A 27,000-nucleotide genomic window follows, 5' to 3' on the forward strand; every position below is an offset into this window, starting at 1 on the left:
CAAAGAGTAATCGGCCACATCCGGGGCTCAGGGGGTTGCGTCTTATTACTGGCGGGTAGCATCATCGGAGAGGTCACCTGATAGGTCCGGGCCACCCCTCCACGGGGCGCTGCGCGCCACTGCTATTGATTACGGAGCCTTCCCATGGGGCACTACAAGTCGAATCTCCGCGACATCGAGTTCAACCTCTTCGAGGTCCTCGGGCGCGACAAGCTGTACGGCACCGGACCGTTCACGGAGATGGACGTCGACACGGCGAAGAGCATCCTCGAGGAGGTCGCCCGCCTCGCCGAGAACGAGCTCGCCGACTCCTACGCGGACGCCGACCGCAACCCGCCGGTCTTCGACCCGGAGACCAACACCGCGCCGGTCCCCGACACGTTCAAGAAGTCGTACCAGGCGTTCATGGACTCCGAGTACTGGCGCCTGGGCCTGCCGGAGGAGATCGGCGGCACCACCTCGCCGCGCTCCCTGATCTGGGGCTACGCGGAGCTGCTGCTCGGCTCGAACCCGGCCGTCTGGATGTACTCCTCGGGCCCGGCGTTCGCCGGCATCCTCTTCGAGGAGGGCAACGAGGCGCAGAAGAAGGTCGCCGAGATCGCCGTCGAGAAGCAGTGGGGCTCGACGATGGTGCTGACCGAGCCGGACGCCGGCTCCGACGTCGGCGCCGGCCGCACGAAGGCCGTCGAGCAGGAGGACGGCTCCTGGCACATCGAGGGTGTGAAGCGCTTCATCACCTCGGGCGAGCACGACATGTCGGAGAACATCCTCCACTACGTGCTGGCGCGTCCCGAGGGCGCGGGCCCGGGCACCAAGGGCCTCTCCCTCTTCCTGGTCCCGAAGTACCACTTCGACTGGACCACCGGCGAGCTGGGCGAGCGCAACGGCGTGTACGCGACGAACGTCGAGCACAAGATGGGCCTCAAGGCGTCCAACACCTGCGAGATGACGTTCGGCGACCGCCACCCCGCCAAGGGCTGGCTCATCGGCGACAAGCACGACGGCATCCGCCAGATGTTCCGCATCATCGAGTTCGCCCGCATGATGGTCGGCACGAAGGCCATCGCCACCCTCTCCACCGGCTACCTGAACGCGCTGGAGTACGCCAAGGAGCGGGTCCAGGGCACCGACCTGTCGCAGTTCATGGACAAGGCCGCGCCGAAGGTCACCATCACGCACCACCCCGACGTGCGCCGCTCGCTGATGACGCAGAAGGCGTACGCGGAGGGCATGCGCGCCCTCGTCCTCTACACCGCCTCCGTCCAGGACGCGATCCAGGAGAAGGAGGCCGCGGGCGAGGACGCCAAGGCGCTGCACGGCCTCAACGACCTGCTCCTCCCGATCGTCAAGGGCTACGGCTCCGAGAAGTCGTACGAGCAGCTGGCGCAGTCGCTCCAGACGTTCGGCGGCTCCGGGTACCTCCAGGAGTACCCGGTCGAGCAGTACATCCGCGACGCCAAGATCGACACCCTGTACGAGGGCACGACGGCCATCCAGGGCCAGGACTTCTTCTTCCGGAAGATCGTCCGCGACCAGGGCGCCTCGCTCAACGCGCTCTCCGAGGAGATCAAGAAGTTCCTCGCGGGCGCCCAGGACAACGAGGAGCTGTCCGGTGCGCTGGACAGCCTCGCGAAGGCCGCGGTGGACCTGGAGGCGATCGTCGGCACGATGATCACCGACCTCACCGCGACCGGCGAGGACGTCAAGAACATCTACAAGGTGGGCCTCAACACCACCCGCCTGCTGCTGGCCTCCGGCGACGTCGTCGTCGGGTACCTGCTGCTCAAGGGCGCGGCAGTGGCCGCCGAGAAGCTGCCGACGGCCTCCGCGAAGGACGTCGCCTTCTACCAGGGCAAGATCGCCGCGGCGAAGTTCTTCGCCGCGAACGTCCTGCCGGGCGTCGGCGCCGAGCGCGCGCTCGCCGAGTCCGTCGACAACTCCCTGATGGAGCTGGACGAGGCCGCGTTCTAGGACGCTGCGCACGATCGACGGCTGCCGCCGCCCGGACCCGCGTCCGGGCGGCGGCAGCCGCACGATGAGCCGTTCGGGCCGGGGGGCGACGGGGAATCCTTTCGGCCACGTCTGGCTACAGTGAAGAACATGAGTTCCTCCCCCCGCTTCGACCGCGGGCACACCGACGATCTGATGGCCTTCCTGATGGCCTCCCCCTCCCCGTACCACGCCGTGGCGACCGCCGCCGCGCGACTGGAGAAGGCCGGATTCCGGCAGGTGGAGGAGACCGCGGCCTGGGACGGGACCACGGGCGGCAAGTACGTCCTGCGTGGTGGGGCGATCGTCGCCTGGTACGTGCCGGAGGGCGCCGGGCCGCACACGCCGTTCCGGATCGCCGGCGCGCACACCGACTCGCCGAACCTCCGGGTCAAGCCGCTGCCCGACACCGGCGCGTACGGCTGGCGCCAGATCGCCGTCGAGATCTACGGGGGCACCCTGCTCAACACCTGGCTGGATCGCGACCTCGGTCTCGCTGGCCGGATCTCGCTCCGAGGGGGCACGGACCGGCTGGTTTCGGTCGACCGCCCGCTGCTGCGGGTGCCGCAGCTCGCCGTCCACCTGGACCGGTCGGCCAACACCGACGGGCTCAAGCTGGACCGGCAGAAGCACATGCAGCCGATCTGGGGGCTCGGGGACGTGGAGGAGGGCGACCTCATCCGGTTCGTCGCCGAGGAGGCGGGCGTCGACGCCGAGGACATCACCGGCTGGGACCTGATGCCGCACCCCGTCGAGCCGCCGGCCTACCTGGGCCGCGACCGCGAGCTGGTGGCCGGCCCGCGCATGGACAACCTGCTCTCCGTGCACGCGGCGACCGCCGCGCTGGCCGCCGTCGCCGGACAGCCCGACGCCGAGCTGCCGTACATCCCGGTGATGGCCGCCTTCGACCACGAGGAGAACGGCTCGCAGTCGGACACCGGCGCGGACGGGCCGCTGCTCGGCACGGTCCTGGAGCGCTCGGTCTTCGCCCGCGGCGGCGGTTACGAGGACCGCGCCCGCGCCTTCGCCGGCACGGTCTGCCTCTCCTCCGACACCGGCCACGCGGTCCACCCGAACTACGCGGAGCGCCACGACCCCACGCACCACCCGGTCGTCAACGGCGGACCGATCCTGAAGGTCAACGTCAACATGCGGTACGCCACCGACGGCGGCGGCCGTGCCGTGTTCGCCGCGGCCTGCGAGAAGGCGGGCGTGCCGTGGCAGACGTTCGTCTCCAACAACGCGATGCCCTGCGGCACGACGATCGGCCCGATCACCGCCGCCCGGCACGGCATCAAGACCGTCGACATCGGCGTCGCCATCCTGTCCATGCACAGCGCCCGCGAACTGTGCGGCGCGGACGACCCGTACCACCTCGCGAACGCGCTGGCCGCCTTCCTGGCCGGCTGACCGCCCGGGCGGGAGCCCGGTCACAACCTCCCGCCCGCGCATGCTCGTTACCGGGCCGGGTACGCGCTCCGTACACGGCCCGGAGGTCCCGGGCCGCCGAGGAGGCGGAACTCATGGGACTCGGAGGATGCATCATCCTCATCGGCGCGGGGGCGATCCTCGCCTTCGCGACCGACTGGCAGCTGGACACCGTCAATGTCGACCTGGTCGGCTGGATCATGATGATCGTCGGCATCATCGGCGTGCTCGTCTACGCGAGCGTCATCCGGCGCCGCCGCATGGTCGTGCCGCCCACCACGACGGTGGTCTCCGACGACGAACGGCACCTGTGACCGGGGGCGATCCGGCCACACCCCCGGAACACCACGGCGGAATCCCCGATATTCTGGGCACTTGTCCGTGACCCGGAACCGGGCGCGTCCGACCCGGAAGGGGAGCCGCTCGTGGAGTTCCGGCTGCTCGGCACCGTCTGCGTCGACACGCTGACCGGGCCGCTGCCCCTCGGCCCCGCCAAGCGCCGCAGCCTGCTCGCGGCCCTGCTGCTGCACGCCAACACCCCCGTGTCCATGGCGCGGCTGACCGACTGTCTGTGGGACGACGAGCCTCCGCTCCACGCCCGCACGGTCATCCAGGGCCATGTCTCCCGGCTGCGCGCCCTGCTGGTCGGCGCGGACGCGCAGGCGTACGGGGTGGAGCTGGCGACGCTCGGCGACGCGTACGTGCTCCGGGCGCCCGAAACCCTGCTGGACTCCCAGCGGTTCGAGGAACTGCTGATGCTGGCCCGCGAGCAGCGGGACCCCGCCGACACGGTGCTGATGCTGAAGGAGGCCCTGTCGCTCTGGCAGGGTCCCGCGCTCACCGGCACCTTCGCGAGCGCCCCGCTCCAGGCGGCCGCCCACGCGCTGGAGGAGTCCCGCCTCTCGACGGTCGAGCAGCTGGCCCGGGCGTACGGGGAGCTGGGCGAACACCACCGCGCCGCGGCGGCCCTCCGTGCGGAGGCCGTCGCCCACCCCATGCGCGAATCCCTGGCGGCGGCCCTGATGACCGCCCTCCACCGCTCCGGCCGCCAGTCCGAGGCGCTGGACTGCTTCCACCGCACCCGCCGCCTGCTCGCGGACGAACTGGGCATCGACCCCGGCCGCGAACTGGCGGACGCGTACGCGCGCATCCTGCGCGGGGAGGGGGACGCGGGCGGGCCGGTCACCGACGCCCCGCAGACCGGTCGTCCGCCGCACGGCGGGACGCCAAGCGGGAGGCAGGCGCACGGCGGGGCCGACGGGACCGCCGCGCCGCAGGCCGGTCCGCTGCTGCTTCCCGAGGCGTCCGCCTACGACGGGACCGGTGAGGCGCGGGCCGCCGCCGGGCCGGCGGCCATGGCCCCCGGCCCGTACACCGTCGCCGGCGTACCCGCGCCCGTCGCCGATCTGCTGCCGCGCGCGCCGCGCGGCTTCCACGGGCGGGGGGCCGAGCTGACCGCGCTGTCACGGGCGGCGGCCGGGGAGGCGCCCGTCTGCCTGGTCACCGGACCGGCCGGGGTCGGCAAGACCGCGCTGGCGCTGCACTGGGCGCGCCGGACCCCCGCCGCCTTCCCGGACGGGCGGCTCTTCGCGGATCTGCGCGGATTCGGGGAGGCCGCCGAGCCGACCCCGCTCGAAGTGCTGCGGGAGTTCCTGCTCGCGCTCGGCGTCGCGCCCCGCCGGGTCCCGGAGTCCGTGGCCGGCGCGGCGGCGCTGTTCCGCTCGCTCACCGACCGGCTCAGCCTGCTCGTGGTGCTGGACAACGCCCGCGACTCCGCGCAGGTCAGGCCGTTGCTGCCGGGCGGTGCGGACTGCGTCACGCTGGTCACCAGCCGGCACCGGCTCGACGGGCTGATCGCCTCCGAGGCCGCCGTGCCGGTCCCGGTGGACATACTCGAACCGCCGGACGGCACCGCGCTGCTGGCCGGGGTGCTCGGCGAGGAACGGGTCCTCGCGGAACCGGTGGCGGCCCGGCGGCTCGCCGAGCTGTGCGGCGGACTGCCCCTCGCGCTGCGGGTGACGGCGGCCCGACTGGCGGGCCGTCCGCAGTGGACGCTGGCCGCCATGGCGGGCGAACTCGCGGACGAGCGCAGCCGGCTGTCCTACCTGGACGTGGAGGACACCGGCGTGTCCGCCGCCCTGCGGCTCACGGTGCAGCAGCTGCCGCCGGACGCCGTCCACCACCTCGGCCGGCTCGGCCACCACCCGGGCAGCCACTTCGACCCGTACACCACGGCCGCGCTCGCCGGCAGCGACCCGGTCACCGCCGGGGCGGCGCTGGAACGGCTCGCCGCCGCCCATCTGGTCACGGAGGCGGGCCCCGGGCGCTGGATACTGCACGACCTGGTGCGGCTGTACGCACGGGGCCTCGACCCGGCGGCGGCGCCGGACGCGCTGACCGGCGTGCTGGACCACTACATCGCCACCGCGCTCGCCGCCGCCGACACGGCGGAACCGGGCGGCGAGCCCTGCTTCGTGCTGCCCGACGACTTCCACCCGCCCGCCGCGATCCGGGACTTCACGGACCGGGCCGAGGCGATGGGCTGGCTGGCCGCCGAGCGCGAGGACCTGACCCTGGCGGCCACGGCAGCCCGGGCCGCCGGGCTCGACGACCGCGCGTGGCGGATCATCCTGCTCCAGTGGCCGCACGTGGTGTGGCGGGTGCGGGACGGCTGGACCCCGATGCTGGACATCGCTCTGGCGGCGGCCGTCGCCCGCGAGGACCCGTACGCCGAGTCCCGAGTCCGCAACCTGCTCGGCTGGGTGCTGACGGAGGAGGGCAGGACCGGTGAGGCCGTCGCCATGCTGGAACCCTCGCCCGGACTCGCCCGGCAGGCTGGGGACCGGCTCGGCGAGGCGACGGCACTGATCAACCTGGCCATCGTGCAGGCCGAGCAGGGCGGCCTGGACCTGGCGATGGAGGGCTGCGAGCGGGCCCTCCGGCTGGCCCGGGAGGAGCCCGACGCGCACACGGAGATGCTCGCGCTCCAGCACCTGGCCCGGATGCAGCTGACGGCGGGCCGCCCGCAGGACGCCCTGGACTCCGCCCGGACCGCCTTCGGCCTGGGCCCCGAGCACGAGGAGGCGGCCCGCCGGGTACTGCTGCTGTCCGTCAGCGGCGAGGCCCACCTCGCCCTGGGCGCGGAGGAGGAGGGCGTCCGGCTCCTGGACGAGGCGGCCACGGAGGCGGAGCGCGCCGGCTACGACGAGGGCGCGCTCCGGGCCCTGGCGGCGCTGCTCCGGGTGACGGCGAGCCCGGACCACGTACGCCGCCACACCGAGGCGGCCCGCCGCCTGACCGCCGACGGATGACCCCTAGGGCCTGTCCGCGCCCTCGTCCATCCCCGCGAGGACCAGCGGCAGCCGGGCCGCTCCGCCCTCCGTGACGCGGACGGGGACGCCCCAGTCCTGCTGGTGGACGTGACAGGCCGGGTACTCGTTGGCGGGGTCGTCGTCGCAGGACGCGGCCATCGCGGAGACGTGCAGGACACCCTCGGTGACGCCGTCCGCGAGGACGAGGTCGCGGAAGAGGTCGGTGCCCGCGCCCTCGCCCTCGGCCAGCAGCCCGGGCGGGGTCGAGGAGACCAGCAGCCGCGTCGAAGGACCGTACCGGGTGTCCAGCTTCTGCCCGGCCGGCGCCTGGAAGACGACGTCGAGGCGGAGCGCACCGGGGGCGACCTCGGTGGCGGACCGCTGCGTGCGGTGGGCCCGGTCGGCGACGCGTACCGCCTCCTCGGGCAGCCGCAGCCGGGTCAGCCGGTGCCGGGCGGACTCCACGACGACGAGGTCGCCGTCCACCAGTACGGCGTCGCTGGGCTCCCGCAGGTCCGTGGCCAGGGTGGTGACCTCACCGCTCGCCGGGTCGTACCGGCGCAGGGCGTGGTTGTACGTGTCGCAGACGGCCACGGACCCGTCGGGCAGGGCGGTGACGCCGAGGGGGTGCTGGAGCAGGGCCTGCCCGGCGGCGCCGTCCCGGTGGCCGAAGTCGAAGAGGCCGGTGCCGACGGCGGTGTGCACGGCGCCCTCGCGGTCGACCCAGCGCAGTGCGGACGTCTCCGAGTCGGCGACCCACAGCCGCTCCTCGGTCGCCGCGAGCCCGGACGGCTGGGCGAACCACGCCTCCGCGCCGGGTCCGTCGACCAGACCCTCGTTGGTGGTCCCGGCGGCGACGCGTACGGTGCCGTCCTCGGGGTCGTACGTCCACAGCTGGTGCACGCCGGCCATGGCGATCCAGAGCCGGCCGCCGAACCAGGCGACGTCCCACGGCGAGGAGAGGTCCACCTCGCGGGCCGGGCCGCTGGTGGGCGCCCCCTGCCACCACTGGCGGCCGGTGCCGGCGAGGGTGGTCGTGGTCCCGGTCGTGAGGTCCAGGGCGCGGACGGCGTGGTTGACGGTGTCGGCGACCGCGATCCGCCCGTCGGGCAGCAGGGCGAGCCCCTGCGGCTCGCTGAAGCGGACCTGGTCGGGCCCGCCGTCCGCGAAGCCGCGGTCGCCGGTCCCGAAGTGCCGGCGCACGGTCTCGCCGTCCGGGTCCAGCTCGACCAGCCGGTGCCGGGTGGTGTCGGAGACCAGGAAGCCGCCGTCCGCGAGCAGCAGCGCCTTACCGGGGAACCGCAGGTGCGTGGCCACCGGCTCCGGCGCCACGTACGGCCCGTCCCCGCGCCGCAGGGTCCCCTTCGCCGCGTGCTCCGCCTCCAGCTCCTCGACCAGCTTCTCGATGGCGTGGGCGTGGCCCTCACCGGCGTGCTGGGCGACGACATAGCCCTCGGGGTCGATGACGACGAGCGTGGGCCAGGCGCGTACGGCGTACTGCTTCCAGGTGGCCAGCTCGGGGTCGTCGAGGACCGGGTGGTGGACCTCGTAGCGCTCGACCGCGTCCACGACGGCCTGGTGCTCCGCCTCGTGCACGAACTTCGGCGAGTGCACGCCGATGATCACGACGGTGTCGCGGTGCTTCTCCTCCAGCTCGCGCAGCTCGTCGAGGACATGCAGGCAGTTCACACAGCAGAAGGTCCAGAAATCGAGGATGACGATACGTCCCCGCAGGTCAGCGAGGGTGTACTGCCGGTCGCCTGTATTGAGCCAGCCGCCCTTGCCGATGAGTTCGGGGGCCCTGACGCGTGCACGTGTTGCCATGAGAACAGTCAACATCACCGTGGCGTTCCCGCATTCCACAGGTGGCTCCGGGAACCTGTGAGCCATGAGACTTCTCGTACGTGAGCGGCTGTTCGGCATCGGTGACGACTACTGGATCGAGGACACGGACGGCCGCAAGGTCTTCCTGGTCGACGGCAAGGCCATGCGGGTGCGCGACACCTTCGAGCTGAAGGACCCGCAGGGCCGCGTCCTCGTGGAGATCCGCCAGAAGCTGCTGAGTCTGCGCGACACGATGCTGATCGAGCGGGACGGCGAGCAGCTCGCCAAGGTCAAGAAGAAGCATCTGTCGCTGCTCCGCAACCACTACCGCGTGACCCTCGCGGACGGCACCGAGCTGGACGTCAGCGGCAAGATCCTGGACCGCGAGTTCGCCGTGGACTACGACGGCGAGCTGCTGGCGCAGATCTCCCGCCGCTGGCTGTCCGTCCGGGACACGTACGGCATCGACATCGTGCGGGACGACGCCGACGCGTCGCTGCTGATCGCGGTGGCGGTCTGCGTGATCGTGCTCGCGGAGAAGGAACAGGACGACTGACCGCATGCCGGCGCCCTGAGGGCCCTGTTTCACGTGAAACCGTGAAGCAGGGCCCTTCGCGTGTCAGACGGTCGGCGCGGCGAGCCCGAGCCGCCGGTCCTTCAGCGCCGGGAACTGCTCCCGGGTCGCCGCGACCCTGGCCGTGTCCAGCTCCACGGTCAGCACCTCCTCGTCCGCCCCCGCCTCCGCGAGCACCTCGCCCCAGGGGTCCACGACGAGGGAGTGGCCGGCCTGCTGGATGCCCGCGTGGGTGCCGGCGGAGCCGACGGCGAGGACGTACGACTGGTTCTCGACGGCGCGGGCCTGCGCGAGCAGCGTCCAGTGGGCGCGGCGGCGCTCCGGCCAGCCGGCCGCGACGACCAGGGTTTCGGCGCCGGCGTCGACCAGGCCCCGGAAGAGCTCCGGGAAGCGGAGGTCGTAGCAGGTGGCCAGACCGAGCGTGGTCTCCGGGAGGGAGACGGTGACCAGCTCCTCGCCGGCGCCCATCATGACCGCCTCGCCCTGGTCGAAGCCGAAGCGGTGGATCTTGCGGTAGGCGGCGGCCCGCTCACCCTCGGGGGAGAAGACGAGCGTGGTGTTGTAGAGAGTGCCGTCCTCGGCCCGTTCCACGAAAGAGCCGGCGTGCAGCCATACCCCGGCCGCGGCGGCGGCCTTGGCCATCACCTCGTGCGTCGGGCCCGCCAGCGGCTCGGCCTCCTTCTCGAAGGCCGTGTAGGCGAAGGCCCCGACCGGCCACAGTTCGGGGAGGACCACCAGGTCCGCGCCCCGTTGCGCGGCGATCAGGGATGCGGCACGTTCCCTGCGCGCATCGGCGGGTTCGTCCGGGTCTACTGCGATCTGGATGAGGGAGGCGCGCACACTACCACCGTCCTGGCATTCGAGCCGTCAACACCGGCCTACGATCGTCACACGAAAGCACTGCCGGGGTGCCTGCTCGCAGCGTAACTTAGCCACCGAACCTCATCGCCGCCGCAGCCCGCAGCCCGACCGTCCGCGCCCAGTTGCCCATGCACCGCAGAACCGCACGAGGGGTCCCGTGACCGTCCATCCCAGCCTCCAGACCTACGCCGACGCCTGGACCCACTCCATCGAGTCGATAGCCGAGCTGGTGAACCCGCTCACCGAGGGGGAGTGGAACGGCCGCACGCCCTGCCCCAACTGGTCCGTGCGCGACATCGTCTCGCACATCATCGGGGTGGAGTGCGAACAGCTCGGCGACCCGCGCCCGATCCACACCCTGCCGCGCGACCTGTTCCACGTGCAGAGCGAGTTCGCCCGCTACATGGAGATGCAGGTCGACGTCAGGCGCCACCACACCGCCCCGGAGATGACCTCCGAGCTGGAGTACACGATCATCCGCCGTTCCCGGCAGCTGCGGAACGAGACCCGGGACCCGGAGACCATGGTGCGGGCGCCGCTGGGCGCCGAACAGACCCTGGAGACGGCGCTGCGGACGCGCGCGTTCGATGTCTGGGTGCACGAACAGGACCTGCGGACGGCCCTGGGCAAGCCCGGCAACCTGGACTCCCCCGGCGCCCTGGTCGCCCGCGACCTCCTGCTGCTGGGGCTGCCGAAGGTGGTGGCCAAGCTCGCCGGCGCACCGGCCAACTCCGCCGTGGTGCTGGACGTGCACGGGCCACTGGAGTTCATGCGCACCGTGCGGATCGACGCCGAGGGGCGCGGTGCGCTGGACGTCGCCCCGTCGCTCGGGCCGGCCGTGACGCTGTCCATGGACTGGGAGACGTACGTACGGCTGGCCTGCGGCCGGGTGCGGCCCGCCGCCGTCGCGGACCGGGTCAAGGCCGAGGGCGACCAGGAGCTGGCCGACGCCATCCTGCAGCACTTCGCCGTCACCCCGTAACACCACAAGAGCCCGGCACACAGCGGCGCCCGCCCCCACGACGGGGGACGGGCGCGCCGCCGTCCGGGGCCGGGTCACGCCGGCACGTGCACCGCCTCCACCCGGCTGATCACGTGGTGATCGCGCTCGCGGCGCGCGGCCCTCGCGCGCAGCCGCAGGATCTGCGTGACGCCCAGCGCCTCCAGGACGAAGACCGACGAGAACGCCACCCGGTAGTTGTCACCGGTCGCGTCCAGCAGCACGCCGACCGCCAGCAGCGTGGTCATCGAGGCGATGAAGCCGCCCATGTTGACGATGCCGGACGCGGTGCCCTGGCGCTCCGGCGGGTTGGCCGGGCGGGAGAAGTCGAAGCCGATCATCGAGGCCGGGCCGCACGCCCCGAGCACCACGCACAGGACGACCAGCAGCCACATCGGCGCATGGTCCCCGGGGTGGAAGATCGTCGCCGCCCACAGCGCGGCCGTCGTGCCGACCGTGCCGAGGGCGAGCGGGACGCGGGCCGCGTGGTGACGGGCGATCACCTGCCCGTAGACGAGCCCCAGCGCCATGTTCGAGAGCACCACCAGGGTCAGCAGCTCACCGGCGGTCCCCCGGCCGAGCCCCTGGTCCTCGACCAGGAACGGCATGCCCCACAGCAGCAGGAACACCATCGCCGGGAACTGCGTGGTGAAGTGCACCCACATACCGAGCCGGGTCCCGGGCTCCCGCCAGGCGGCGGCGATCTGCTTGCGCACGTACGCCCCGCCGGCGTGCTGGACGGGAGGCGGCTCGTAGCCCTCGGGGTGGTCCTTGAGGAAGAGGAGGAGCAGCACCAGGACCACGACCCCGGCCAGCGAGCTGCCGACGAAGGTGGTCGTCCAGCCGAAGCCGTGCAGGGCACGGGCGATCACCAGCGTGGAGACGAGGTTGCCCGCCATCCCGAAGAGGGCGGCGACCTGGCCGATCAGCGGCCCGCGCCGGGCCGGGAACCAGCGCGTCCCCAGCCGGAGCACGCTGATGAACGTCATCGCGTCGCCGCACCCCAGCAGCGCACGGGACGCGAGCGCCGTGCCGTACGAGGGGGAGAGCGCGAAGCCGAGCTGGCCGAGGGTGAACAGGACGGCCCCGAGGGTCAGCACCCGCTTGGTGCCGAGCCGGTCGACCATCAGGCCGACGGGTATCTGCATGCCCGCGTACACGAGCAGCTGGAGGATCGAGAAGGTGGAGAGCGCCGAGGCGTTGACGTCGAACCGGTCGGCGGCGTCGAGTCCGGCGACCCCGAGGCTGGTCCGGAAGATGATGGCGACGAAGTAGACGGCGACGCCGATGCCCCAGATCCTGACGGCACGCCGGCCGCCGGGCGGGTCACCGGGCAGGGGCAGGGTGGGCGCGGCGGCGGAACTCACCGGTCCTCACCCCGGACCAACACCTTGACCCGGCCGACGTGGCGGCGCACGACCTGGGCGGCGAACTCCGCGTCACCGGACCTGATCGCGTCCAGCAGCTCGCCGTGCTCCGCGATGTTGGCGGCGATCCGGTCCGGGTGGGCCTCCATCACGGCGACGCCCATCCGCAGCTGGCGGTCGCGCAGCTGGTCGTAGAGGCGGGACAGGATCTCGTTGCCCGCGTGGCGAACGATCTCGGCGTGGAAGCAGCGGTCCTTGACCGAGACGGTGGCCAGGTCGCCGGCGTCGGAGTAGTGGCGCTGCTCCTCCAGGAGCGCTTCCAGCCGGCTGATCAGCTGCGGGGACGCGGGCACCGCCTTGCGGGCGGCGAACTCCTCGACCAGCAGCCGGGTCTCCACCACGTCCGCGATCTCCTGGGCGGAGACGGCGAGCACCAGGGCGCCCTTCTTCGGATAGAGCTTGATCAGCCCCTCGACCTCAAGGCGCAGCAGTGCCTCGCGCACCGGCGTGCGCGAGACCCCCACGGCCTCGGCGAGGCCGCCCTCGGTCAACAGGGTGCCGCCCTCGTAGCGGCGGTCCAGGACGGCGTCCTTGACGTGCGTGTAGACGCGCTCGGCGGCCGGGGGCTGCTTCGCGGGCGGGGTGAGGGGGGCGGGGCCGGGGGATGTGGAGGGTGCGGGGGCTGGCATGCGTACAGCATAGATACAACATGCACGCAAGCGTCCCGCCGTCCCACCCTGTGGACGGGGGACCGGCCGCTACCGCCCGCGCGCCAGCAGCAGCGTGGTGCTCCCGTCCTCCTCGGCGATGTCCCTGACGTGCCGGAACCCCACCTTGCGCAGGGCCGCCAGGGAGGCCGCGTTCGGTTCGGCCACGGTCGCGTACACCTGGTCCAGGTCCAGCACCTCGAAGCCGTACCCGACGATCGTCCGCGCCAGTTCGGTGCCGAGACCCCGGCCCCACACCTCGGGCGCGAGGCCGTAGATCAGCTCGTACCCCTCCACGGCCTCGGCCGGCTTGATCTCCGCGTGGCCGACCGTCCGGCCGTCCTGGCGCACGGCCCAGACGTCGAAGCCCTCGCTGCCGTAGGCGTGCGTGAAGATGCGGGAGAACGTGGTCCGGTACCGCTCCTCGGGCCAGGGCCCGTCGCCCATCCACCGGGAGACCCGGGGGTCCAGGAAGAGGGCGACGAACGCCTCCTCGTCGGCGGGCACATACGGTTCGAGGACCAGGCGTTCGCTGCGCAGGGAAGGTGTCATGCCGGGGGACGCTATCCCAGCCGCTATGCGGACGACCCGTCGTTTTCCACCAGCCGCAGCGTCGGGCGCTGGGGCGCGAACTCGCCGAGGCCGAGTGCCGCCTCGCGCCAGTGCGCGGCCAGTTCGAGCAGGCGCTCCTCGTCCTGCCGGTAGGCCGGCTCCGGCACGTCCGGCACGGTCCGCCACAGGATCGTCGCGGCGAAGCGCACCGCGTGCAGCGCGGCCGTCGTATGCGCCTCGACCCCGTCCTCGCCCAGCTGCCGCAGCGCCTCCAGGCGCTCGGCGAGGGCGAGGAGCTCGCCGTATGCCCTGACGGACTCCTGCGCACGCACGACATCGTCCACGGTTGCCTCCGGCCTCTGGGGCGCTCGGATATGACGCCGATCGTAGTCCCTGGCCGCCACGCGCCTGCGCCGCGCGAACGCCCCGCCGCCCCTGGATGTCGTAAAAAATCACCCGCGCACGGGCCCAACCAAGCGGCGCGGTCGTTCGTCTTATCAGCGCGGCGGCACCCTCATGTGGCCGCCTCCCAGGGGCATTTGGAGCGTTCAACTTGAAACTCGGCATTAAGGGCATAAGGCGCGGTCCGGTGACCGTCACGGTGGCCCTCACCACGGGCGCCCTGATCGCGGGCGGCGCGTTCGCCTCCACGGCACAGGCCACCGCGCCCAAGGCGCCCTACTTCGCCAAGGCACGGGCCGCCGCGCCCAAGGCGCCCTCGATCGTCGCCAAGGGCGGCTTCGTGATGAACAACGGCACCGGAAAGACGCTGTTCACCAAGTCCGCGGACACCCGCCGCTCCACCGGCTCGACGACGAAGATCATGACCGCGCGCGTGGTGCTGGCCCAGAAGGGCCTGAACCTGGACTCCAAGGTCACGATCCAGAAGGCGTACAGCGACTACATCGTCTCCAAGGGCGCGTCCTCGGCGCGGCTGATCGTGGGCGACAAGGTCACCGTGCGCCAGCTGCTCTACGGCCTCATGCTGCCGTCGGGCTGCGACGCCGCGTACGCGCTGGCGGACAAGTTCGGCTCCGGCAAGACGCGGGCGGCGCGGGTGAAGTCGTTCATCGGCAAGATGAACAGCACCGCCAAGGCCCTCGGTCTGAAGAACACGCACTTCGACTCGTTCGACGGCATCGGGAACGGGTCCAACTACTCGACCCCGCGCGACCTGACGAAGCTCGCCAGCAGCGCGATGAAGTACTCCACCTTCCGCACGGTCGTGAAGACGAAGTCGACCAAGCAGAAGGTCACGACGAAGAGCGGCGGCTACCGCTACATGTCGTGGACCAACACCAACAAGCTGCTGGGCACGTACAGCGGTGCGATCGGCGTGAAGACGGGCTCCGGCCCGGCGTCCAAGTACTGCCTGGTCTTCGCCGCGACCCGCAAGGGCAAGACGGTGATCGGCACGGTCCTGACCTCCTCGTCGGAGACGAACCGCACCTCGGACGCGAAGAAGCTGATGGACTACGGCTTCAAGAAGTAGCCCGCCCGGTACGCGTAGGGGCCCTGCACACCGTCGTGTGCGGGGCCCTGCGACGTCAGCCCACGGCCGGGATGAACCGCGTCCCCTCCACCCCGCCGTACCGGTCGATCTCGATCGGTGCCGCGTTCGGCTCGGTCTCGCGGTCCTTGCCCGTGGTGCCGTCCAGGACGACCGGCCGCCCGCCCACCTTCCCGTACAGGGCGCCGTGCCAGAACCCGGTGACCTTCGGCACCGACCGTCCGGAGTGGTCGGGCAGCACCCACGTGTGCCGGAACGTGGTGGCGTCGAAGACCACGATTCCGCGGTCCGCCGCCCTGTACCCGTCCTTGGAGCAGGCGACCAGCGTCCGCGCGTCGTCCAGGCACCGCCAGTCCCGGCTGTCGAAGCTCACCCGCGTCTCGCCGCTCACCGCGTCCACCACGACCGTCCGGTCGTCGAGGTTCGCACTCAGCAACGCGGGCGCGGCGTGGGCGGGCTGCCGGGCGTCGGCCACGGTCCACCGCTGCTTCCCCGTCTCCGCGTCGACGCCCAGCAGCCGGCCCTTGCCGTACCCGGTCTCCTCGCCGCCGGCGACGACGCCCTCGGCGAGGTTCAGCGCGCGGTAGTCGCCCTTCTTCCAGCGGACGGCCCCGGTGGCGGGGTCGAGGGCGTACGTGGTGTCCGCGGAGGTGACGATCGCGGTACCGGCGTCCACCCCGACGACCTGCGGCGCGAGGTTCCCGTCGGCACCGATGGCGGTGGCGGCGAGCCCGGTGGAGCTGGGATCGGGCGGGATCTCGGCCGACCACGTCTTCCTGCCGGTGCCCGTGTCGACGGCCAGCACCTCGATGACGGACCGGTCCGGCATGGTGCCCTCGCCCGGCACCTGGCGCCACCACGCGGCGTAGACGGTCCGGCCGTCGTCCGACACCAGGGGCGCGACCCGCTTGGTCCCGAAGCCGCCCATATCCGGCTCGTACTTCGTCTCCGCGTACCACCGGGAGTCGCCGGTACGGGTGTCGATCGCGACGATCCCGCCCTCGTTGTCGACGTACGCGACCCCGTCCACCAGCGTCACCGCGGGCCGCAGGGCCTCCCCGCTCGACGTGCTCGGCTGCCCGGAACCCGACAGGACGACCGCTTTCCCCTCGAAGCGCAGGGGCGGGTCGTACGCGCGCCGCGCCGACTTCTTCGCGTCCCCACCGCCCTTGGCCCCCTCGGTCGCCTTCGCGCCGGGCGCGTCCTCGCCGCCGCCGCTCCCGCAGCCGGTCAGCGACACCGCCGCCAGCACGGCCCCGGCCGCGGCGGCGCCCCACCGGCGTGCCGTCGCCGTTCCTCTCCCACTCATCGCTCCCCCTGACCCGCTCTTCACACTCTTTGCGATCACAACGACCTTAGCGGCCACGGAGTCGGGGGTCCTGGGCTCGGCGGAAAACCGGTGGAAGTCCCCCGGCCCGCCCCGCTACCGTCCAGCCGGGCCCGGCCGTTCGCGGCGCGGGCCCTCATCTGCCGTCCCCCGGAAGGGCGTTCCGTTGTACATCGCGTGAGACCTCTCCACCGCTGATCTGTCGCGCGTCGCGCCCTGTGCGCCGCGCTGCTTCCCGCTGCGGATTTCTCACACGGAAACCGGTGTACACCTGTGCTCATCCATTGGGCCGTCATGCCCACACGCCTGCCCCTCGTCCTGCGCCGCTGCCACGCCTGCGGGTCCGGCACCTTCCGGGCGCACGGCAAGTTCCGCGTCAACGCGCACCACAAGCTGCTCGACGCCTGGCTCCTCGCGCTCTGCACGGGGTGCGGCGACACCACCAAGGTCACGGTCCTGGAGCGCGCGCACGTCCGCTCCGTACGCCCTGAACTGCTGGACCGGATGCACGCCAACGATCCGGCGCTCGCGGGCGAACTGCTCCAGGACGGCGTCGTGCGGCGCCGCAACCGCATCGCCCTCGACTGGACGGGCGCGTGGCGCCTGGACACCGGGGACGCGGATCACCCGGACCGCGAGGTGGCGGAGGTGTCCGTCCGCTTCGACGCCCCCGTCCCCGTCCGACCACTGCGCCTAATCGCGGACGGTTTCGGCCTCTCCCGGGCCGAGGCGGAACGCCTGCTGGCCGAGGGCAACCTCGTCTCGCCGGCGCGCCTGACCGGGCGGACGACGACGGACTTCGGCTTTCTGCTGAAACGGTGAGGCCGCGAGGGCCGGTCTCCGCGAGGACGCCGGCCCCCGCCCTCAGTGCGCCGCCAGCCGTCCGACGAGCCCGATCGCGCGCGCCAGCAACGCGCGCTCCTCCTCGCTCAGTTCCGCGTCGATCGCGCGGGCCAGCCAGTCGGCCCGGCGGTCCCGCTCCTCCTCCAGGAGGGCGCGCCCGGCCTCCGACAGCTCGACCAGGCTCTTGCGGCCGTCGGTGGGGTGGGCGCGGCGCGTGATCAGCCCCTGGTCCATCAGCAGCCCGACCGCGCGCGCCATGGACTGCGGGCGCACCCGCTGGTGGGCGGCCAGCTCGCTGGTGGTCAGGGCGCCGTTACGGTCCAGCTCGCCGAGCACGGCCACCTGGCCGAGCGGCATCTGGTCCTCAAGCTTCACGCGGCGGGTGAGCTTGCCCATCGCTGTGCGCAGCTCGGCGGCGATGGAGGCGGATTCCGGGAGGGGCATACCGCACTTTAGCGCGGGGGTGGAATCCGGACAGAAGTCTGCACAGCAGAGCTGTTCAGCACAGCTGAACAGCAGTACTGAACAGCATTGCTGTAGAGTTTCCTTCCGCCGGGTCCCGCGCCACCGTCGTCGCAGCCGGACCGCGGCACGCGACAAGGGAAGGACTCCCATGACCGCCATCACCTCCGTCACCGGCCGCCGCGTCCTGGACAGCCGGGGCAACCCCACCGTCGAGGTGGACGTGGAACTGTCGGACGGCTCGCTCGGCCGGGCCGCGGTCCCCTCCGGGGCGTCGACCGGCGCCCGCGAGGCCGTGGAACTGCGCGACGGCGACCCGGCCCGCTGGCACGGCAAGGGCGTCGACCGGGCCGTGCGCCACGTCAACACCGAGCTCACCGAGGCCGTGACCGGCCGGGACGCGGAGGACCAGGCCGGGCTCGACGCCGCGCTCGTCGCGGCCGACGGCACCGCCACGAAGTCCCGGCTCGGCGCCAACGCGATCCTGGGCGTCTCGCTGGCCGCCGCCAAGGCCGCGGCGGCGGCGCACCGCCTGCCGCTGTACCGGTACCTGGGCGGGCCGGAGGCCCGGCTGCTGCCCGTCCCGATGATGAACATCGTCAACGGAGGCGCCCACGCCGACAATCCGCTGGACTTCCAGGAGTTCATGATCGCCCCGATCGGTGCGGAGACCTTCGCCGAGGCCGTCCGCATGGGCTCGGAGGTCTTCCACACCCTGCGCCGCGACCTGCTCGCCGCCGGCCACTCCACGGGCGTCGGTGACGAGGGCGGCTTCGCGCCTTCCCTCCGTACCGCCGAGGAGGCGCTGGACTTCGTCGTGGCGGCCGTCGAGCGCACGGGGTACCGGCCGGGGACGGACATCGGCCTGGTCATGGACCCGGCGACGTCGGAGTTCTTCCGCGACGGGGTGTACGACTACGCGGGCGAGGGCGTACGCCGCACCCCGGCCGAGCACGCGGACTACCTGGTGAAGCTGATCGACGCCTACCCCGTGGTGTCGGTCGAGGACGCGATGGCCGAGGACGACCTCGACGGCTGGCGCGAGCTGACCACCCGCGTCGGCGACCGCTGCCAGCTCACCGGCGACGACGTGTTCTGCACGAACGACGCCCTGCTCCGCGAGGGCATCGCCTCCGGGGTCGCCAACTCGATCCTGGTGAAGGTCAATCAGATCGGCACCCTGACGGAGGCGATGACCACGGTGTCCACCGCGCACCGGGCCGGCTACACCGTCGTGATGTCGCACCGCTCGGGCGAGACGGAGGACACCACGATCGCGGACCTGGCGGTCGCCACGGGATGCGGCCAGATCAAGACGGGCTCCCTGTCCCGGTCCGACCGCACCGCGAAGTACAACCAGCTGATCCGCATCGAGGAGGAGCTGGGCGCGAGCGCCCGGTACGCCGGCACGGAGGCGCTGCGCCGCCGGTAGGCCGTGCCGGAACCCTGGCGACCCCCGCCGCGGGCGCGTAGCATCCGGTCGATCCCGCCCCCATGGGCCCCATGGGGCACCGGAGTTACGCTCACACGAGCCCGCGGGGGACCAGGGTGTCAGCGCTTCCCACGATCATCGTCGTCGTCTTTCTGGCCCTGCTGGTGATCTGGATCATCTCGGCGTTCACCGGCGGGCGCGGGGGCCGCAGTTGACACACGTGCCGGTGGAGCACCTCGGCCCCACGGTCACCTGAGCCGTAAGCCCCCGCTTCCGGGGCACACGCCTCGCATGACCTCATCGCGGAGCGAAGCGAAGGGCCGGGCGGCCGTCCTGGCCGGATGCGCGCTGCTGGTGCTGACCGCCTGCGGCGGCAGCGGCGACGCGGACGCGCGGAGAGAGGGCTTCCGGACGGCCGCCCTCGCCCAGGACACCCGGCTCGTCATCACCACCCAGGGCGGCGTGCGCGTCGTCGGGGCGGACGGCGACCACGTCACGGTGGACGACTCGGTCCTCGCGCACGGCGACGACGGGGACGGGCGTACGTACACCCTCGACCTGCCGTGCGACGAGGGCGATGGGCGCGACGACCGGGCCCGGGACAACTGCGGCGGCATGCCCCTCGTACGCGTCCCCGCCGGCGTCACGCTCACCGTCCGGGCGCGCAACGCCGGGATCGACGTGAGCGATGTACGGGGCGGACTCAGCCTGAGCACCGTCAACGGCGATGTCACCGTCCAGGACTCCGGCGCGAAGGGTGCCCGCCAGCACCTGGTGACCCGGAACGGCTCGGTCCGCGCGACCGGCCTCCGGGGCACCGGCATCGACGCCGAGACGGTCAACGGCGACGTGGACGTGCGGTGCGCCACCGCCCCGGACACGCTCAGCGGCATCACCCGCAACGGCTCCGCCCGCGTCACCCTCCCGGCCGGCGCACCCGCGTACGCGACCGACGCGCACACCGTCAACGGGCGCTCGGCCACGGACGTCCCGGCGGCCGAGCCCACGGACCACGCGCACCGCCTGACCTTGCGCACCGTGAACGGCGACACGGAGGTCCGTCGGGGGTAGGGGCGCCGCTTCCGGTCAGGACAACGCGGACTTTCCCTCTTATATTTGTAAAATGCGTTGTGTGGGCATCGCGCCGTTCCTCCCCGCCCGGACGGAGGCCCCGGGGTGAGGGACCCCGGAAGGCTTGAGGCGCTGCGGCTGGCCGGGCTGACCGCGGCGGCCGATCCCGGCATGGACCGGTTCGCGCGGCTGGTCTCGCGGCTGCTGCACGTCCCGGTGTCCCTGGTCTCGCTGCTGGAGCCCGACCGGCAGGTCTTCCCCGGCATGGTCGGGCTGTCCGGCCACTGGGCGGCCCGGCGCGAGACCCCCCTCAGCCACTCCTTCTGCCAGCACGTCGTCGCGGATGCCGGCCCGCTCGTCCTCAGCGACACCCGGACGCACCCCCGTACCTGCGCCAGCCTCGCCATCCCCGATCTCGCGGTGGTCGCGTACGCCGGTATGCCGCTCACCGACGCCGACGGACGGGTACTCGGATCGCTCTGCGCCATCGACCACGAGCCCCGGGAGTGGACGGCGGACGAGCTGCACGACCTCGAAGACCTCACCGCCGCCTGCTCGATGGAGCTGCGGCTGAGGATCGCGTCGGAGCTGATCCAGCGGGACCGCGACCATGCCGGTCTGCTGCTGCGCGCCTCGGTCGAACTCGCCCACGCCCATGATCCGACCGACCTGACCCGCCGCCTCCGCCAGCTGTTCCGCGGGCCCGCCGAGCCCGCGTTCGTGGGCCTGCTGCTGGCCGACGGCCAAGGGCTGTGGCGGGTCATCGACCCGGACGACGTGCGCCCGGTGGAGAGCGCCATCGACCGTCTCGACCGGGACGCGCCCTTCCCCAGCACGCGGGCCCTGCGCGAACAACGCACCGTCTTCGTGCCGGACCGCGCGGCGCTGGTGGCCGGCTTCGGGGCCGAGGCCGTCGCCGGGTACGACTCGCTGGGCCTCCAGTCCGTCCTGTGCGTCCCGCTGCCGGACGGCCACGGCGTGCTGACGTGGTGCTGGTCCCGCCCGCACGTGATGGCACCGACCGAGGAGGCGGTCCTCACCACCGTGGCCGGATACGTGAGCCAGGCCGTGGAACGCACCCGCTTCGTCGCCAACCGGCTCAGCACCGCGGAACAGCTCCAGACCGCGATGCTGACCGAGCTGCCGGACGTGCCCGGCCTGGACATGGCCGCCCTGTACCTGCCCGCCGCCGACCAGGACATGGTGGGCGGCGACTGGTACGACGCCTATCCGCTGCCCACGGCCCTCATGCTCTCCATCGGCGACGTGATCGGCCACGACGTCCGGGCCGCCGCCGTGATGGGCCAGATCCGCAGCATGCTCCGCCAGGCGAGCCTGGACGACCCGGCCCACTCACCCGCCGCAGCCCTGCACGCCATCGACCAGGCGATCGACGTCCTGCCCCTGGGCGTGGGGGCGACGGCGGTGCACGCCCGCCTCGACCTGGACGACAACCGATGGCGCCTGACCTGGTCCAACGCCGGACACCCCGCGCCGCTGCTGTACGTCCCCGGGGCGGGCGTCACACCCCTGCCCGACCACGACCTCCTCCTGCTCGGTCTGCCGGACGCCCCGCCCCGCGAGAACCACACCCACGACCTGCCCCCGGGCAGCGTGCTCCTCCTGTACACGGACGGCCTGGTCGAACGCCGCGACGAGGACATCGACGCGTGCACCGCGCACACGGCGGCCACCCTCGCCCGCCACGCCGACAAGCCCTTGCCCCGCCTCCTCCAGGCCCTCTCCGCGGGCCTCGCGGAGATCCCGCACAGGGACGACGTGGCGGTACTCGCGTTGCGGGTCGACGGGCCCGGTGGGTGACGGTCCCGTCAGGGGCTGCCGGGGCCGGCCGCCGCCAGGGCCTCCGCCACCGCCTGCTCCAGTGACCCGTCGGTGACCCAGCGGTTCTTCCCGCCGGCCAGGGACGCGGCGGCCCGCCCGACCCATTCCGGGTCGCCGAGGAGCCGCAGCCTCCCCTCTTCGGTGAGCCGCCGCAGCAGGGCCTCCAGCCGGAGAGCGTCCACCGCCCGGTAGGGACGCGCGTGCTGGTCGAAGCGCAGCTGGTGGTCCTCGTACGGGTCGCGCAGGGTCAGGTGGAGCCACCCCCCGTCGCGGTCGGCGACCATGCCCTTCAGCGTGTACTTGCCCCTGCTGGCCGTGTTCCGGGCGTGCTTGCCCCAGGTGATCCTGATACCGGTCATGACCCTGGACCAGGGCACCAACTGCCCCTCGGCGTCGGGCTCATGCTGATGGAGCCCATCGGGACGCAATTCCACCCAATGGGTGCCGGGCCGGGTGGCGTCCCCGATCCCCCACCGCCCGTCGGTGAGTTCCAGTGGTCCCAGGTCTGCGCGGTTCACCGTCATGCGGCCATTGCATCATTCGTTCGATGCGTGCTCACGATGAACCGTTACGGGACAGTCAGCCCAGATACGGGTGCTCGCGGCCTTCCAGGTAGTGGCCGAGGCGCAGCCGCTGTGTGTGGTGCATCGGCAGCGCGTCCAGATCTCCGGGCGCGACGAAGCGCAGCTCCGTCGACTCGTCCGACAGCGTCAGCCGGCCACCGGTGACCCGGGCCGTGAAACACACGTTGAACTGCCGGCGCACCTCGCCGTCGCTGTACGCGATGACGTGCCTCGGGTCGGTGTACGTACCGACGAGCCCGGTGATCTCCACATCGAGCCCGGTCTCCTCCTTTACCTCGCGCACCGCCGTTCCGGGCAGCGAGTCCGCCATGTCCATCCCGCCCCCGGGCAGCGCCCACAATCCGTTGTCGCAACGGCGCTGAAGCAGGACGCGGCCGACATCGTCGGTGACGACCGCCGAGGCGGCGACGACGAGGCTGTTGGGCTCCGGCGCGTCCGGGTCGTCGTAGTACTCCGTACGGCCTGCCATGCGCTCAGCCTTCCTGGACGGGGGTGGCGGTGGACCAGATGGCGTCGAAAGACACCGCGTACGTCGTGAACATGCCCCCGACGCTCTGACGGCGTAGATGCCACAGGGGCGCGGCGTAGGCGCTTACACCCCAGACGTGTGCGTTGACCAAGAGCTGGTCATCCACCCGGTACAGCGAGTTGTAAAGGGTCGTCGCGTGCGTACGCACATCGATGCCGGGGACGCCGACGAGGGGGCGAAAGTGCATCAGGGCGAGGCGGCAGCGCGACTCGATGCCGTGTCCGTACCGTTCCTCCCGGCCGCGCTGACTGACGTGGTCGCTGTCCGCATCACCCAGCGCGATTCGTACGGTACAGCCGGCGGCTGCGCGCTCGCTGAGGAGATCGTTCAGCCTGGGGTACGCCTCGTGCAGATGCACGGCAGCGTAGACAAGGATGTCGATGTGCTCGCGGGCCCGGGCGAACAGTTCGATGAAGGCAGAGACAGGCACATCCGCGCGCTGATCGTAGACGGCAATGAGTTCAGGACTGGCGGCGCGGGCTGGGCGCGCCTGTCGTAACGCCGGCCAGAGCGCGTGCACGTCCTCCCCCAACTTCTCAGCCGCCTTCAGGGCGGTCCTGCGGCGCGGGACCCGGCCGAGGTTGACCCACCGTTCGACGGACTTCGGGTCGACGCCGACCGTCTCGGCGAGGCTGCCGTGGGTGAAACCGGCCGCAGCCATCGCTTCGCGTAATCGCTCGTTCCGCATGGACAGTCTCCCCCTGGGTGCCGGGACGGCGCCACGGACGTTGCCAGGGACGCTCTACCCGACGCGGGACGTCCCGATGTGGTGTTTTAGCGAGGTTTCACCGTCCCACCGACGGGTTTCAGCATCGGGGTCCGCACCTTCAACGAAGGAGGAATCCGAATGTCCCCACAACAGGCGCGCACCGAGGCGGCCACCGCTGCGGCGGAGCGCTTCGACATCCGACCACTGACTGAGGTCATGGCGCGCACGCTGCCGCAGGCCGGACTGGACCGCATGACCTCGGAGCAGGTCGAGGAAGTCATGGCCGTCACAGCGCTGACCGCGCACATCTAGAAACAGCGGCCCCGCCCCTGTTCGCCCGGCGGGGCGGGGCCGACTGCGCACAGCCACCGCGCATATCCGACGACACTGGAGACGCACATGGTCACGCTCGATCAGGTCACGATGCTGTTCTCGCAAGGCGCCCGGAGCCCGAAATCCCAGGATCTGCTGACGCTGGCCGACGTCCTTCTCGCCCACCGGCTTCCCCCCAGCCTCTTCCAGGCATACGAGGTACCCGGTGACGGCAGCCTCAAGCCGATTCCCATTTCGGCGACCTTGGCGGAGGTGCAGGACGACCGGCAGGTCATTCTTCAGTGCATCCGCAATACCGACATCGATGCGATCGATCCCGGCAAGGTGGAGACCGTGGAACATGGCCGGAATCCGGCCGTTGCGATGTACGACTTCCAGTGGGCCGATGATGCGAAACGACCCACTCATCGCGTCCACGCCCTGGATGCCGAGCAGGCACAGGAGATCGTCTTCTCCAGGATCTGCGACTTCCTCACCGACCACGCCGCGACTCCCCCTCTGGTGGCCGGCATCTCCGGCGGCGGTGACTCCAACACCCTCGTGCAGGGCACCCACCGCTACGTGGCCAAGCACGGTCTGGACCCGTCGGAAGTGGTGTGCTTCACGCTGACAATGAAGCCGATCTGGCCTGAAGCGGCTACCGAGCGGGCAGCAGCACTTTGTGCGGAGGCAGGCTTCGCGCATCGGGTGCTTCATCCCGACGAGATCGCGACGTTGCTGGGGATGAGCAAAGGCCCGGACGAGCTGTGGCGCGAACTCTCCAGCCGTTACAGTCCCGATCTGGCACATTTCTTCGCCACGTTCTTGATCAACCTCGCCGGCCGGGCGCTCTGCGAGGAGATCGGCGGGTCTCGGCTGATGGTCGGTTACAACCGCGAGGACGTCGCGGCGGAACTGTTGTTCTGCCTGATCAACGGCCGCCGTCCCATGCCGTTCCCGGTCCGCCGCACCGGTAGCACGGACGTCCTGATGCCCGTATGGGACGTCCCCAAGGGCATGCTCGACGCCTGCTACCCGCGCTTCTCGGAGGAGAATTACAGCGAACGGGTGGACTCCTCCGCCGTACGGCGGTCATCGATCTACTACATGGCCCACGGCATCGACGCCCTCGTACCCTCCATGTCGCTGTCGCTGATGACCGGCGTGAAGAAGCTGATGGACCAGTTGAGCGGCTGGGAACAGCTCACCGAGATCGAAGGAACTCCGTTGATGCACACCGGCTACGGCGACCAGGAGCACGTGAACGAGCTACTGTCGACGCTGGCGCGATACTTCCCCAGCTGGCGCCTCGACCGCTCAACGGCGAAGTAGGCTACGCGCATTCAACCGACCTAGACGCCAACGGAGTACACCGCGCATGGGCAAGGCCGCTCAGCCCCCGTCCGGAACCCGCGACTTCCTCGCAGACGATCTCCGTCGCCGTAAGCATGCGTTCGACACTCTGGCCGAGATCTTCGAACGCTACGGCTTCGACCCGCTGGAAACTCCGGCGTTCGAGAACCTTTCGGTGATCACCGGAAAGTACGGAGAGGAGGCCGCCCGCCTGATCTTCAAGATCCTCAAGCGCGGCATCCACGAGTCCAGCGGGCAGGCGGACCTTGCCCTGCGCTACGACCACACGGTTCCCCTGGCCCGCGTCATCGCGACCCATGGATCGAAGCTGCCGCAGCCCTACAAGCGCTACGCCATCGGCCCGGTGTGGCGGGCGGACCGTCCGCAGGACGGCCGCTTTCGAGAATTCGTTCAGTGCGACATCGACACGGTCGGCTCCCATTCGCCCCTGGCGGACGCCGAAATCGTCCTCGCGCTCGCGGACGGCCTCGACGCGCTCGGCGTGGAGGGCTTCACCTTCAACGTCAACTCGCGACGGGCGCTGCACGCGCTGCTAGATGTCTACGGTGTCACCCCGCAGGCGGGGACGACCGTGCTGGCCATTCTGGACAAGCTCGACAAGGTGAGCCCGGACGCCGTCGCCAAGGAGCTGGCGACCGGCGCGGCCGGGCTGCCGACGGAGACTGCCGACAGCCTCGTCACCGACGTCACCGCCGACGACCGCGACGTCATCCGTGAGCGGTTGTCCTCCACCGAGGGCGGAACAGCGGGTCTTGCCGAGATCGACACTCTCATCCAACTGGTGACCGATGCCGGCCTCCCGGCCGACCGGATCGCCTACAACCCGAGCATGGTCCGTGGGCTGGACTACTACACGGGCGTGATCTACGAAGCGACCGCCCCCTCCTACCCGGGGTCCATTTGCGCGGGTGGCCGCTACGACAAACTGGTCGCCACGCTCGGCGGCCCGGACATGCCCGCGTGCGGCGGTTCCATCGGTGTCGAGCGCATCCTCGCCATCCAGAGCCACGAGACCGCCACCCCTCGCGGACTGGACGTCGCCGTTCCCGCACTCGTCGATGAAGCCTCCGTGGCAACCCTGGCCGCGCAGTTGCGCCGAGAGGGCCTGCGCACCGGTGTCTTCCTCGGTACATCGAAGAAGCTGGCCCGCCAACTGAAGTGGGCGGCCGATCAGCACGCCCGCGTCGTCGCGATCTTGGGGCCTGACGAGATGGCTGCCGGAAACGTCACGGTACGGAACATGACGACTGGCGAGCAGACCACCGTCGCCCAAGCGGCAGTGGCAGACCATGTGCGCCGACTGCTGGCGGACCGCTAGAAGGACCCTCCATGGCGGGTCCCTCGCTCCGGGCACCGGTTCGCCGGCGCCCGGAGGTTTCGGGGCTGAAAGCC

General features: G+C 71.6%; 25 protein-coding genes. 14 read left to right on the forward strand and 11 right to left on the reverse strand.

All coding sequences use genetic code 11. The features are described 5' to 3' along the window. Positions 1 to 144: 144 nt before the first annotated feature. The 4 genes from ACFUJY_RS02025 to ACFUJY_RS02040 all read left to right on the forward strand — a co-directional run bounded on the left by ACFUJY_RS02025 (position 145) and on the right by ACFUJY_RS02040 (position 6,728). Positions 145 to 1,971: an acyl-CoA dehydrogenase gene (locus ACFUJY_RS02025; RefSeq protein ID WP_383293077.1), complete on the forward strand. Its 1,827-nt coding sequence runs from the start codon at positions 145 to 147 to the stop codon at positions 1,969 to 1,971. A gap of 129 nt (positions 1,972 to 2,100) precedes the next feature. Then, positions 2,101 to 3,399, forward strand: coding sequence for a M18 family aminopeptidase (locus ACFUJY_RS02030; protein ID WP_383293080.1), 1,299 nt, complete (start codon positions 2,101 to 2,103; stop codon positions 3,397 to 3,399). 113 nt (positions 3,400 to 3,512) lie between these two features. Next, complete coding sequence (locus ACFUJY_RS02035) at positions 3,513 to 3,731, forward strand: DUF6458 family protein (protein WP_383293082.1); 219 nt, start codon at positions 3,513 to 3,515, stop codon at positions 3,729 to 3,731. Between the two features lie 111 nt (positions 3,732 to 3,842). Then, positions 3,843 to 6,728: a BTAD domain-containing putative transcriptional regulator gene (locus ACFUJY_RS02040; protein ID WP_383293085.1), complete on the forward strand. Its 2,886-nt coding sequence runs from the start codon at positions 3,843 to 3,845 to the stop codon at positions 6,726 to 6,728. A 3-nt stretch (positions 6,729 to 6,731) separates the two neighbouring features. On the opposite strand, the gene ACFUJY_RS02045 is transcribed toward ACFUJY_RS02040, so the two are convergent. Beyond that, positions 6,732 to 8,552, reverse strand: coding sequence for an NHL domain-containing thioredoxin family protein (locus ACFUJY_RS02045; RefSeq protein ID WP_383293088.1), 1,821 nt, complete (start codon positions 8,550 to 8,552; stop codon positions 6,732 to 6,734). 64 nt (positions 8,553 to 8,616) lie between these two features. On the opposite strand from ACFUJY_RS02045, the gene ACFUJY_RS02050 reads away from it, so the two are divergent. Beyond that, positions 8,617 to 9,108 carry an LURP-one-related/scramblase family protein gene (locus tag ACFUJY_RS02050; protein ID WP_383293091.1) on the forward strand — a complete coding sequence of 164 codons (492 nt, stop codon included), beginning with the start codon at positions 8,617 to 8,619 and terminating at the stop codon, positions 9,106 to 9,108. Between the two features lie 63 nt (positions 9,109 to 9,171). On the opposite strand, the gene ACFUJY_RS02055 is transcribed toward ACFUJY_RS02050, so the two are convergent. Further along, positions 9,172 to 9,966 carry a carbon-nitrogen family hydrolase gene (locus tag ACFUJY_RS02055; RefSeq protein WP_383293094.1) on the reverse strand — a complete coding sequence of 265 codons (795 nt, stop codon included), beginning with the start codon at positions 9,964 to 9,966 and terminating at the stop codon, positions 9,172 to 9,174. Between the two features lie 178 nt (positions 9,967 to 10,144). Here ACFUJY_RS02055 and ACFUJY_RS02060 point away from each other — a divergent pair, with 178 nt between their 5' ends. Then, the gene (locus ACFUJY_RS02060; protein WP_383293097.1) at positions 10,145 to 10,969 is read left to right on the forward strand and encodes a maleylpyruvate isomerase family mycothiol-dependent enzyme; all 825 of its coding nucleotides are present in this window, start codon (positions 10,145 to 10,147) and stop codon (positions 10,967 to 10,969) included. 74 nt (positions 10,970 to 11,043) lie between these two features. Here ACFUJY_RS02060 and ACFUJY_RS02065 read toward each other — a convergent pair whose 3' ends face one another. From ACFUJY_RS02065 to ACFUJY_RS02080, 4 genes are all read right to left on the reverse strand, one after another. Continuing rightward, positions 11,044 to 12,354: a nitrate/nitrite transporter gene (locus ACFUJY_RS02065; protein WP_383293099.1), complete on the reverse strand. Its 1,311-nt coding sequence runs from the start codon at positions 12,352 to 12,354 to the stop codon at positions 11,044 to 11,046. Further along, on the reverse strand, positions 12,351 to 13,043 hold the full coding sequence (locus tag ACFUJY_RS02070; protein WP_383293102.1) for a GntR family transcriptional regulator: 693 nt from the start codon (positions 13,041 to 13,043) through the stop codon (positions 12,351 to 12,353). Before ACFUJY_RS02070 ends, ACFUJY_RS02065 begins: the two co-directional genes overlap by 4 nt. A 69-nt stretch (positions 13,044 to 13,112) precedes the next feature. Continuing rightward, a complete protein-coding gene (locus ACFUJY_RS02075; RefSeq protein ID WP_383293105.1) occupies positions 13,113 to 13,613 on the reverse strand; it encodes a GNAT family N-acetyltransferase in 501 nt (166 codons plus the stop codon). Positions 13,614 to 13,636: 23 nt separating this feature from the next. Continuing rightward, positions 13,637 to 13,957, reverse strand: a complete 321-nt coding sequence (locus ACFUJY_RS02080) for a hypothetical protein (protein WP_383293108.1) — start codon at positions 13,955 to 13,957, stop codon at positions 13,637 to 13,639. A gap of 209 nt (positions 13,958 to 14,166) precedes the next feature. Here ACFUJY_RS02080 and ACFUJY_RS02085 point away from each other — a divergent pair, with 209 nt between their 5' ends. Continuing rightward, on the forward strand, positions 14,167 to 15,105 hold the full coding sequence (locus ACFUJY_RS02085; protein WP_383293110.1) for a D-alanyl-D-alanine carboxypeptidase family protein: 939 nt from the start codon (positions 14,167 to 14,169) through the stop codon (positions 15,103 to 15,105). A gap of 55 nt (positions 15,106 to 15,160) precedes the next feature. Here ACFUJY_RS02085 and ACFUJY_RS02090 read toward each other — a convergent pair whose 3' ends face one another. Then, on the reverse strand, positions 15,161 to 16,432 hold the full coding sequence (locus tag ACFUJY_RS02090; RefSeq protein WP_383293113.1) for a PQQ-binding-like beta-propeller repeat protein: 1,272 nt from the start codon (positions 16,430 to 16,432) through the stop codon (positions 15,161 to 15,163). A 291-nt stretch (positions 16,433 to 16,723) separates the two neighbouring features. Between ACFUJY_RS02090 and ACFUJY_RS02095 the strand changes: the two genes are divergently transcribed. Continuing rightward, positions 16,724 to 17,272, forward strand: a complete 549-nt coding sequence (locus ACFUJY_RS02095; RefSeq protein ID WP_383293115.1) for a DUF1062 domain-containing protein — start codon at positions 16,724 to 16,726, stop codon at positions 17,270 to 17,272. A 42-nt stretch (positions 17,273 to 17,314) separates the two neighbouring features. Here the strand turns inward: ACFUJY_RS02095 and ACFUJY_RS02100 are convergent, their stop codons facing one another. Beyond that, a complete protein-coding gene (locus ACFUJY_RS02100; protein ID WP_383293118.1) occupies positions 17,315 to 17,737 on the reverse strand; it encodes a MarR family winged helix-turn-helix transcriptional regulator in 423 nt (140 codons plus the stop codon). A 169-nt stretch (positions 17,738 to 17,906) separates the two neighbouring features. Between ACFUJY_RS02100 and eno the strand changes: the two genes are divergently transcribed. The 3 genes from eno to ACFUJY_RS02115 all read left to right on the forward strand — a co-directional run bounded on the left by eno (position 17,907) and on the right by ACFUJY_RS02115 (position 22,079). After that, positions 17,907 to 19,187 (forward strand): phosphopyruvate hydratase, encoded by a 1,281-nt coding sequence (gene eno, locus ACFUJY_RS02105; RefSeq protein ID WP_383293121.1) that lies wholly within the window; start codon positions 17,907 to 17,909, stop codon positions 19,185 to 19,187. Between the two features lie 291 nt (positions 19,188 to 19,478). Next, positions 19,479 to 20,258 (forward strand): DUF4097 family beta strand repeat-containing protein, encoded by a 780-nt coding sequence (locus tag ACFUJY_RS02110; protein WP_383293124.1) that lies wholly within the window; start codon positions 19,479 to 19,481, stop codon positions 20,256 to 20,258. 105 nt (positions 20,259 to 20,363) lie between these two features. Beyond that, a complete protein-coding gene (locus ACFUJY_RS02115; RefSeq protein ID WP_383293126.1) occupies positions 20,364 to 22,079 on the forward strand; it encodes a GAF domain-containing SpoIIE family protein phosphatase in 1,716 nt (571 codons plus the stop codon). An 8-nt stretch (positions 22,080 to 22,087) separates the two neighbouring features. Here ACFUJY_RS02115 and ACFUJY_RS02120 read toward each other — a convergent pair whose 3' ends face one another. From ACFUJY_RS02120 to ACFUJY_RS02130, 3 genes are read right to left on the reverse strand one after another with little or no spacing between them, the layout of a single operon-like run. Then, on the reverse strand, positions 22,088 to 22,624 hold the full coding sequence (locus ACFUJY_RS02120) for a hypothetical protein (protein ID WP_383293129.1): 537 nt from the start codon (positions 22,622 to 22,624) through the stop codon (positions 22,088 to 22,090). A gap of 55 nt (positions 22,625 to 22,679) precedes the next feature. Next, the gene (locus tag ACFUJY_RS02125; protein WP_383293132.1) at positions 22,680 to 23,153 is read right to left on the reverse strand and encodes an NUDIX domain-containing protein; all 474 of its coding nucleotides are present in this window, start codon (positions 23,151 to 23,153) and stop codon (positions 22,680 to 22,682) included. A gap of 4 nt (positions 23,154 to 23,157) precedes the next feature. Then, complete coding sequence (locus ACFUJY_RS02130; protein ID WP_383293135.1) at positions 23,158 to 23,901, reverse strand: helix-turn-helix domain-containing protein; 744 nt, start codon at positions 23,899 to 23,901, stop codon at positions 23,158 to 23,160. A gap of 159 nt (positions 23,902 to 24,060) precedes the next feature. On the opposite strand from ACFUJY_RS02130, the gene ACFUJY_RS02135 reads away from it, so the two are divergent. From ACFUJY_RS02135 to hisS, 3 genes are all read left to right on the forward strand, one after another. Next, positions 24,061 to 24,234 carry a hypothetical protein gene (locus ACFUJY_RS02135; RefSeq protein ID WP_383293137.1) on the forward strand — a complete coding sequence of 58 codons (174 nt, stop codon included), beginning with the start codon at positions 24,061 to 24,063 and terminating at the stop codon, positions 24,232 to 24,234. A gap of 87 nt (positions 24,235 to 24,321) precedes the next feature. Then, positions 24,322 to 25,566 (forward strand): hypothetical protein, encoded by a 1,245-nt coding sequence (locus tag ACFUJY_RS02140; protein WP_383293139.1) that lies wholly within the window; start codon positions 24,322 to 24,324, stop codon positions 25,564 to 25,566. Positions 25,567 to 25,612: 46 nt separating this feature from the next. Beyond that, positions 25,613 to 26,926 carry a histidine--tRNA ligase gene (gene hisS / locus ACFUJY_RS02145; RefSeq protein WP_383293141.1) on the forward strand — a complete coding sequence of 438 codons (1,314 nt, stop codon included), beginning with the start codon at positions 25,613 to 25,615 and terminating at the stop codon, positions 26,924 to 26,926. Positions 26,927 to 27,000 lie beyond the last annotated feature (74 nt).

The organism is Streptomyces sp. NPDC057249, assembly GCF_042669245.1.
Taxonomy (GTDB): Bacteria; Actinomycetota; Actinomycetes; order Streptomycetales; family Streptomycetaceae; genus Streptomyces.